The organism is Providencia sp. PROV202 (assembly GCF_028479565.1).
Lineage (GTDB): Bacteria > Pseudomonadota > Gammaproteobacteria > Enterobacterales > Enterobacteriaceae > Providencia > Providencia zhijiangensis.
The window spans coordinates 85,069-92,054 of sequence record NZ_JAMPNV010000008.1; the positions used below are offsets into that span (position 1 = coordinate 85,069).

General features: G+C 40.0%; 10 protein-coding genes. 8 read left to right on the forward strand and 2 right to left on the reverse strand.

The features are described 5' to 3' along the window. Positions 1-3: 3 nt before the first annotated feature. A complete protein-coding gene (gene arsC / locus PR799_RS05220; protein ID WP_112837252.1) occupies positions 4-444 on the forward strand; it encodes a glutaredoxin-dependent arsenate reductase in 441 nt (146 codons plus the stop codon). Between the two features lie 361 nt (positions 445-805). On the opposite strand, the gene PR799_RS05225 is transcribed toward arsC, so the two are convergent. Together PR799_RS05225 and PR799_RS05230 are read right to left on the reverse strand one after the other, a co-directional pair. After that, complete coding sequence (locus tag PR799_RS05225; RefSeq protein ID WP_036968140.1) at positions 806-1,015, reverse strand: helix-turn-helix transcriptional regulator; 210 nt, start codon at positions 1,013-1,015, stop codon at positions 806-808. A gap of 105 nt (positions 1,016-1,120) precedes the next feature. Continuing rightward, entirely contained in the window at positions 1,121-1,699 is a 579-nt protein-coding gene (locus tag PR799_RS05230; RefSeq protein ID WP_067401698.1) for an inovirus Gp2 family protein, read from the reverse strand. Positions 1,700-2,135: 436 nt separating this feature from the next. Here PR799_RS05230 and PR799_RS05235 point away from each other — a divergent pair, with 436 nt between their 5' ends. The 7 genes from PR799_RS05235 to PR799_RS05265 all read left to right on the forward strand — a co-directional run bounded on the left by PR799_RS05235 (position 2,136) and on the right by PR799_RS05265 (position 6,939). Beyond that, a complete protein-coding gene (locus tag PR799_RS05235; protein WP_272521408.1) occupies positions 2,136-3,068 on the forward strand; it encodes a hypothetical protein in 933 nt (310 codons plus the stop codon). Between the two features lie 61 nt (positions 3,069-3,129). Further along, positions 3,130-4,002: a GTPase family protein gene (locus tag PR799_RS05240; protein WP_067401695.1), complete on the forward strand. Its 873-nt coding sequence runs from the start codon at positions 3,130-3,132 to the stop codon at positions 4,000-4,002. Positions 4,003-4,093: 91 nt separating this feature from the next. After that, a complete protein-coding gene (locus tag PR799_RS05245; protein WP_036968152.1) occupies positions 4,094-4,519 on the forward strand; it encodes an antirestriction protein in 426 nt (141 codons plus the stop codon). Positions 4,520-4,532: 13 nt separating this feature from the next. Next, positions 4,533-5,369 (forward strand): DUF932 domain-containing protein, encoded by an 837-nt coding sequence (locus tag PR799_RS05250; protein WP_272513295.1) that lies wholly within the window; start codon positions 4,533-4,535, stop codon positions 5,367-5,369. A gap of 211 nt (positions 5,370-5,580) precedes the next feature. Beyond that, positions 5,581-6,288, forward strand: a complete 708-nt coding sequence (locus tag PR799_RS05255; RefSeq protein ID WP_112837247.1) for a helix-turn-helix transcriptional regulator — start codon at positions 5,581-5,583, stop codon at positions 6,286-6,288. After that, a complete protein-coding gene (locus tag PR799_RS05260) occupies positions 6,285-6,461 on the forward strand; it encodes a hypothetical protein (RefSeq protein WP_164561163.1) in 177 nt (58 codons plus the stop codon). The genes PR799_RS05255 and PR799_RS05260 overlap by 4 nt, the downstream gene beginning before the upstream one ends. Before the next feature lie 4 nt (positions 6,462-6,465). Beyond that, a complete protein-coding gene (locus PR799_RS05265; protein WP_112837246.1) occupies positions 6,466-6,939 on the forward strand; it encodes a hypothetical protein in 474 nt (157 codons plus the stop codon). The last annotated feature ends 47 nt before the right edge of the window (positions 6,940-6,986 follow it).

Genomic DNA, 6,986 nt, shown 5'->3' on the forward strand with positions numbered 1-6,986 from the left:
CCCATGAATGAGATCACTATCTACCATAACCCCAATTGTGGCACTTCGCGTAATACCCTTGCCATGATCCGCAATAGTGGTGTTGAGCCAACGATTATTTATTACCTAGAAACACCTCCGACTAAGGATGTGCTAGTGCAACTTATCGCCGATATGAAAATCACAGTCAGCGAATTACTCCGCAAAAATGTTGAGCCCTATGAGCAATTAAATTTAGAAAATAACCTTTATTCCGATGAGCAATTGATCGATTTTATGTTGCAGTACCCAATACTGATCAATAGGCCGATTGTTGTCACGCCGCTAGGTGTAAAGTTGTGTCGGCCATCAGAGGTCGTATTAGATATATTGCCTAATCAGCAACAAAGTGAATTTATCAAGGAAGATGGTCAAATAGTGATTGGTAGTACACGATGTAAAAATGCAAATGAAGAGGTCAGTTAAGTACAAACCCTAAGAAAGTGAATAGGATTGAGTGTTGTTGGCAACTTCAACACTCTGTATGTGTTTATGCTGTTAACTAAATAAAATATGTTGTTGTGAATAATACATAATCATTCATTATTATCTCCAGCCCCTGGTTCTCCATCTGCTTGCCAATGATCCTCTCCACCAGCTGGTAACTATTCTTGATATAGGGATGAAGCATTCCGTGAGCGACAGTAAGTTTGGTAAGTCCATTCAGTCAGAGTTGGTAATGGCGTAGCAATGTCTCATAAAGAGCATGATACTTTCTCATTGTTGAGTTTTCAGTGTGACTTAAATGTTGGTGTTACTAACGCAGAATAGGGGAGTGATGTGATGGTTAGACTCTGGATTCGGCAATACGTGCTTGTAACCAATTTTCAACTTCGCTCTTTAACCAACGAGAACTACGCCCCAGTTTTATCGGCTTTGGAAACTCCCCATCTTGGATCAATTTATAAAACCATTTATCTGTTAGTCCGGTTAAGCGGGTTATAAATTTCATATCAACGAATTGGTCATCTAATAAGGGAATTGCTTGAGTGCTCATTATTGAACTCCTGTCTTTAAAGTTAAAAGGCAGAAGGGATATCGATAAGTATTTAGGGATATCTCTCTTCCAAAAGATATCCCCCTCATGTTTTTTATTGCTAGATTAACGGCTGCATCCAAAAGAACGCTCGCCATCATCATAATATTTTGTATGCTCTTTGGCTAAGTAACGACAGCGCTGATTTAATTCGAATATCGTACTTTCATTGTTGGCATTATTGTTATCTAGCCAAGTAACAGCGTTATCTGGGATATGAACTAAATAACGCTCATTCACACCAATAGCACTACACCATGCCTGCTGTATTAATGCATAGAGTGTTCCTTCAGTTTTGATGAAATCACCTAGGTTCCAATAAACATCTTTATTTAATAGCAAAAGTATATGGTAGTGTTTTTTGTTTTTTATCTCACCAAACTCTCTGACCCATACATAAAACAAAGGGCATGAATGGTTACGCTTCCATATTTTATTTTTACGTTTTAGGTCAGCATTTATTTTTGCTTTTAACGATTCAAAAAATCGGGTGATGGCATTGGAGTCACTTAAGTGAAGTATATCTGATGAAGGAAAGCGCAAGTCCACTCGAATAGCAGTAACTCGATTATAGGTTAAGAGCGATTTACGGATGGTGTGGTTTATCTTTTGAATGTAATGCTTGTTGTGGGTGTTTCTAGACATGATTGATACCTTTGGTTGGTTTTATTTTCATATCTAGAATGGATGTTGTTAAAAATAAGAATTCATCACTTTAGAAAAATGATGAGCATATGAATTAGTGAGTCAGTGACAGGGTAATGATTAATGTTCTAGGTGTAGTTATGGGATAGGTTTTCTTTATTAATATAATACTATACCAACACGGCTGGGCTCTTCTCTATTTCACCACAGATACCGTGATAGAGCGCTTTTGAACAAAGGTGAACTGATGCTTTTTCAAGTAGTTCAACTCTGATATTAGCTTATCTAAAGATTAGTCTTCATTCTAATAATAATTTGTGTTGTTATAGTGATTTTCAACACATAAATACTGATTGTTATGTAGCATAATAACATCTTAAATACTACGTAAAATACAGCGTAAAGGTCTGCAAAAAATACTAGGTGGAGAGAGTGTATGATAAGTGTAGATGTAAATGATAATTATTTAGAGTGTAGACAATATTATGCTGTCCTATTCAGTATGCTTTCAGTAAAAACACTATTACTTGAAGATTTTTATAAAATGATTATCGAGGCAAGAGGTAAGAATGTTAATACGTTAATTAGTGAGTTGAATCAGCATGTCGGGAATGTCTTAAATAATGTTGATCATTATTTAAGAGAGGTGGAAAGAAAAACTATTCCAATAGAACAACTATCTTTTTTAAGGGATGAAAGAATATCATTTGTTATCTTAAACTTTCTCATGAAGTTGTATAATAAATACCTTATAGAAATGGATCACAAATCAATTATGGCTGGGGTGTATAATTATTCACCTTTAAATTTGAGTCCAATGATGGGTAAAAATATACCTTTTCATTATATTGTTTGTTTTTTGGATTTTATAGTTTTATTTATGACCCCTAAAGATTTTAATGCAATAGTTTTTCAAATGAGAGATAAAGCTTTATCTATTACTAAAGAGTATCCAGATCCTTTTTCATTTTTGTCAAAAAAAACTGAAGCGTTAAAATGGATAGGAGAGAGGATGATGCGTGAAAATATTGCTGCTGATGATGATGTTAATGTTCTTATTAAAAATCAGAAATGGAAAATCATTGTTTCCTGTTTTGATTATTGGGCTGTTATTTCAACCGTAGAACGTGTAAAGCTTTTTTTATTTCAAACAAAGAAAGCATGGAGCCAAAAAAAGTATCGTGATGGAGTTAAAGATAAGGCTGTACTCAATACATATATTTCAAAGTCATCTATGTTGAAATTAAAAGAAATAGCTAAAAATCATAATAAAAATATTAACGAAATTATCGAGGCGATGATTGAGGAAATTGTTTTGCCACGAGATCCACTTAAAGAACTTATATCGTTAGTTGAAAAGAAAAATTAAAACAATTTCAAATATATATTATTACCTTGAATGATGATGAATTTATTTTCAAGGAAGCAATATGAACGAATATCCTGAATTAGGAAGGGTTATTTCTGCCTTTCCTGCTTCATTTAAAAATCTGTTTTTCAACCAACTCAATCACCTTATCAACTACTCTCCTACCATCGGCCTGATGGGTAAAACAGGGGCTGGAAAATCCAGCTTAATCAATGCCCTATTCCAATCTGTCCTATCGCCCGTCAGTAATGTCTCTGGCTGTACACGCCAATCTCAACGCTTCAGTATGACGATGAACAATCATACACTCACCTTTGTAGATTTACCCGGCGTAGGTGAAAGCCTTGAGCGAGATAAAGAGTACCACCAGCTATATCGTAACTTATTACCAGAACTGGATTTAATCATCTGGGTACTCAAAGCCGATGATCGGGCATGGTCTTCTGATGAACAGTGTTATCGCTTTCTTACTGAGCAATGTGGCTACCAATCTGAACGATTTCTGTTTGTATTGAATCAGGCCGACAAAATAGAGCCCTGTCGCCAGTGGAACGAACACAACCACCAGCCATCCTCAGAACAAATGGTTAACTTGGAACTGAAGCAACAAGCCGTAGTAACCGCTTTTAAGCCGCATCATCCTGTGATGACGGTTTCTGCGGCAGAAGGTTACCAACTGACTGAATTAGCAGAGCAATTAATACAGGTATTACCGGCAGAGGCTAGTAGCGGTGTCGCTAGGCAACTGAACAACACTTACCGAACGCAATCCGTAGAGAACTCCGCACGTAACGATTTTGGGCAATGTGTCAGTGATATCGTCGATACACTGATAGACATCCTTCCCCTGCCTGTCTTGATAAAAAGCACGATTGGTACAGTCAAAAACAGCATCGTCTCCGTCGCTAAATCCCTGTGGAGCCTGTTCTTTTAGCTTATTAAATTAACGCAACATTGATGACATCTAGCGCTAGTCCTTAACGGGATTGGCGCTTTTTTATTTCTTTTTACTGGAGTATCAACTTATGAGTAACACAACTGAATCTGCTATCACAATGGAATTAGTCCCTGATGAACAACGTCTTGATTTTTGGTTCAACCATTTTGGTGCAGTGAAAGGCTGGGCCACCTTTGAAGTGGTCATCTTCACCACAATGGGTCAATTCTGCGACGAATATCATGGCGGTTACTGGGAGTACGGCTCGCTCAATAATGGCGGTGCCTTTATCTACCCCGATATCAACGCAGACACCTTAACCTTATTCAACATGCACAACGGCAATGAAGCCACCGTGAGCCAAGAGGCGGCAGGCATTGCGGTGTGTCTGATCCTGTACAGCATCTGGTCATTCCAAACAGAAAGCGAAGTGATGTGCGACCGCTTTTATCAGTTGCGTGACTATGCTTCACAACATCCCGAATCCTCTGCCATTTTCCACTTAATTGATTAATCAGGAGTCTATCATGAGTTTATTAGCTTCGCGTTTTGGCTCTGCTAACAGTATTCGTCGTGACCGTCCACTCACCATTGAAGAATTATTTCGTACTGTGCCTAGCGTTTTCTCCGAAGATAAGCATGGGTCACGCAGTGAACGTTATACCTACATCCCAACCATCACCTTGTTAGACAGCCTACAAAAAGAAGGCTTTTACCCGTTCTTTGCCTGCCAGACTCGAGTGCGTGATGTCAGCCGTCGAGAGCACACCAAGCACATGTTGAGGCTGCGGAGACATGACCAAATCACGGGCGTACAAGTGCCTGAAATTATTTTGCTCAATAGCCATGACGGTTCGAGTAGCTACCAGATGTTGCCGGGACTCTTTAGAGCTGTATGCTCCAACGGTTTGGTGTGCGGTGATGTATTAGGTGAAGTGCGTGTCCCCCATAAAGGGGATGTGGTGAGGAAAGTGATTGAAGGGGCATATGAAGTACTCGATACGTTTGAGCAGGTCGCTGAAAAACGCGAAAGTATGCAGTCGTTATTGTTACCTCCACCCGCCCAGCAAGCCTTTGCTGAAGCGGCGTTGACCTACCGCTTTGGTGAAGAGTTCCAGCCCGTCACACGAGAGCAAATTCTACAGCCTCGACGCTTTGAAGATAAAAAAGAAGACCTTTGGACGGTGTACCAACGTCTACAAGAAAACCTGATTAAAGGAGGATTATCAGGCAGAACCGCAAAAGGTAAACGCGCTCGTACTCGTTCGGTTAATGGGATTGATGGCGATATCAAACTCAATAAAGCCCTGTGGGTGATGGCGGATACCTTATTTAACCAACTCGCTCCTCGCCAACCCAACTAATTTTCCCACCCTGACAGGTTGTGTCGTTACGCCTTACTTTCTTATCGTTCAAATAAAAAGCATAACTTTATTTATCAATGAATTACTTATAGTGATTTTTCATTAAAATGCCTAATGAGAATTTTTCCCAACAGACATAACCTGTCAATCCCCTAAGTTAAACTCCCTCACTTCTTAATTTCCTAACGTCTGTTATTGAGAGCAATACGTTATGTTTCAGACTAACCGAAAATATGACCGCATGGCTGTGCGACTCTCTGCGTTGATTGCCCGCTTAATGGCAGGAGAAAGCCTTGTGCTCTCATGTTTAGCACAAGAGTTCAATGTTTCTGAACGCACGTTACAACGGGATTTACGTGAACGCTTGGCTTATCTGGGTGTAGAAGGTCGGCAAGGTTGTTATCGCTTGCCCATCAATACGCTAAAAGCTTACCGAGACAAAGATGTTCTTACCTTTGTGAAACAGATTGGAATGACTCGATTGTTTCCGGGGCTAGACAGCCGCTTACTGGGGTTACTGTTAACCCAACAACCCCATGCGCCTTGTTTGATTTGGCATCATGCCCATAAGATTTCGGCTTTGCATGCTGACCATTTCTATCAATTGGTGTATGCCATTACCAGTAAGCAATCTATTAGCTTACTTACGCCTGAGCATCGCTTCAATCCACTACAACCTTATCAACTGATTTACCGTGAAGGCCAGTGGTATTTATTGGCGGAATACCACCAGCAAGTGCATGTCTTGTTGTTGGAGGATATCCAGCAAGTTCAGCCGCTCAATACCTCCTTCACACCGAAACACGCAGTGACGCAATTGTCACAACAAAACAGTTTTATCGCAGCCTTACCGCATTTTCGATTGATATCACAAGTACTTACCTCTCTTCCATCACACAAAGAAAGGAGCCGACCATGACGCTATTAACCCCACCAGCATTACATCCAACACATTGCCCTCACTGCTCTTCTGAGCAAGACATCATTGCATGGGGTACGGGCTGGATGTGCCGCGATTGCGGTCACGAATGGGCCGAGCCTATTCAAAATCACCCTCACATCGTGAATTCATCATCACATAAGGAAGCTTAAAAATATGAACACCGTTTCACACTTACAACTGGGTTTAGAACGCATCGCTATTGTTATCAGTATTTTGTTATGCCTTTGGATCACTGGCGTATTGTTAACTCACTTCCAGCTTATCGCTCTCATCATGAACCCGTATGGGATCACATTGATGTACTTCGTTTTATATCTCTTGGCGTTGGTTATCCCACAACTCTTGGCGCAATTAGGCTTGTGGGTTTTAAGTGCCTTTAAAGGGATTGATTATAAAATCCATTTCAACCCCAAATTAATTGCCATTATCTCGTCCATCATTATCGGATTAGCCCTCTCTAGCCTACTGATTATCATGTCATCCGGTTGGCTATACGGTTTTACTGAAGGTATCGCCACCACGATATTACTGGTTGATTTGCTTATCGCCACTGGCACTGCCTTTTATCTTCATCGGCGAATTCGTCACTGGATTTCAGTGGGACTAAACCGTCAGTCATCACATTAACCATGATCAGCCATTTTTGTTGTGAATGCCTTATTCACCATTCACCC

Coding starts and splice junctions, on each gene's coding strand:
- arsC (WP_112837252.1), top strand. CDS start 4: ATGAATGAGATCACTATCTACCATAACCCCAATTGTGGCACTTCGCGT.
- PR799_RS05225 (WP_036968140.1), bottom strand. CDS start 1,015: ATGAGCACTCAAGCAATTCCCTTATTAGATGACCAATTCGTTGATATG.
- PR799_RS05230 (WP_067401698.1), bottom strand. CDS start 1,699: ATGTCTAGAAACACCCACAACAAGCATTACATTCAAAAGATAAACCAC.
- PR799_RS05235 (WP_272521408.1), top strand. CDS start 2,136: ATGATAAGTGTAGATGTAAATGATAATTATTTAGAGTGTAGACAATAT.
- PR799_RS05240 (WP_067401695.1), top strand. CDS start 3,130: ATGAACGAATATCCTGAATTAGGAAGGGTTATTTCTGCCTTTCCTGCT.
- PR799_RS05245 (WP_036968152.1), top strand. CDS start 4,094: ATGAGTAACACAACTGAATCTGCTATCACAATGGAATTAGTCCCTGAT.
- PR799_RS05250 (WP_272513295.1), top strand. CDS start 4,533: ATGAGTTTATTAGCTTCGCGTTTTGGCTCTGCTAACAGTATTCGTCGT.
- PR799_RS05255 (WP_112837247.1), top strand. CDS start 5,581: ATGTTTCAGACTAACCGAAAATATGACCGCATGGCTGTGCGACTCTCT.
- PR799_RS05260 (WP_164561163.1), top strand. CDS start 6,285: ATGACGCTATTAACCCCACCAGCATTACATCCAACACATTGCCCTCAC.
- PR799_RS05265 (WP_112837246.1), top strand. CDS start 6,466: ATGAACACCGTTTCACACTTACAACTGGGTTTAGAACGCATCGCTATT.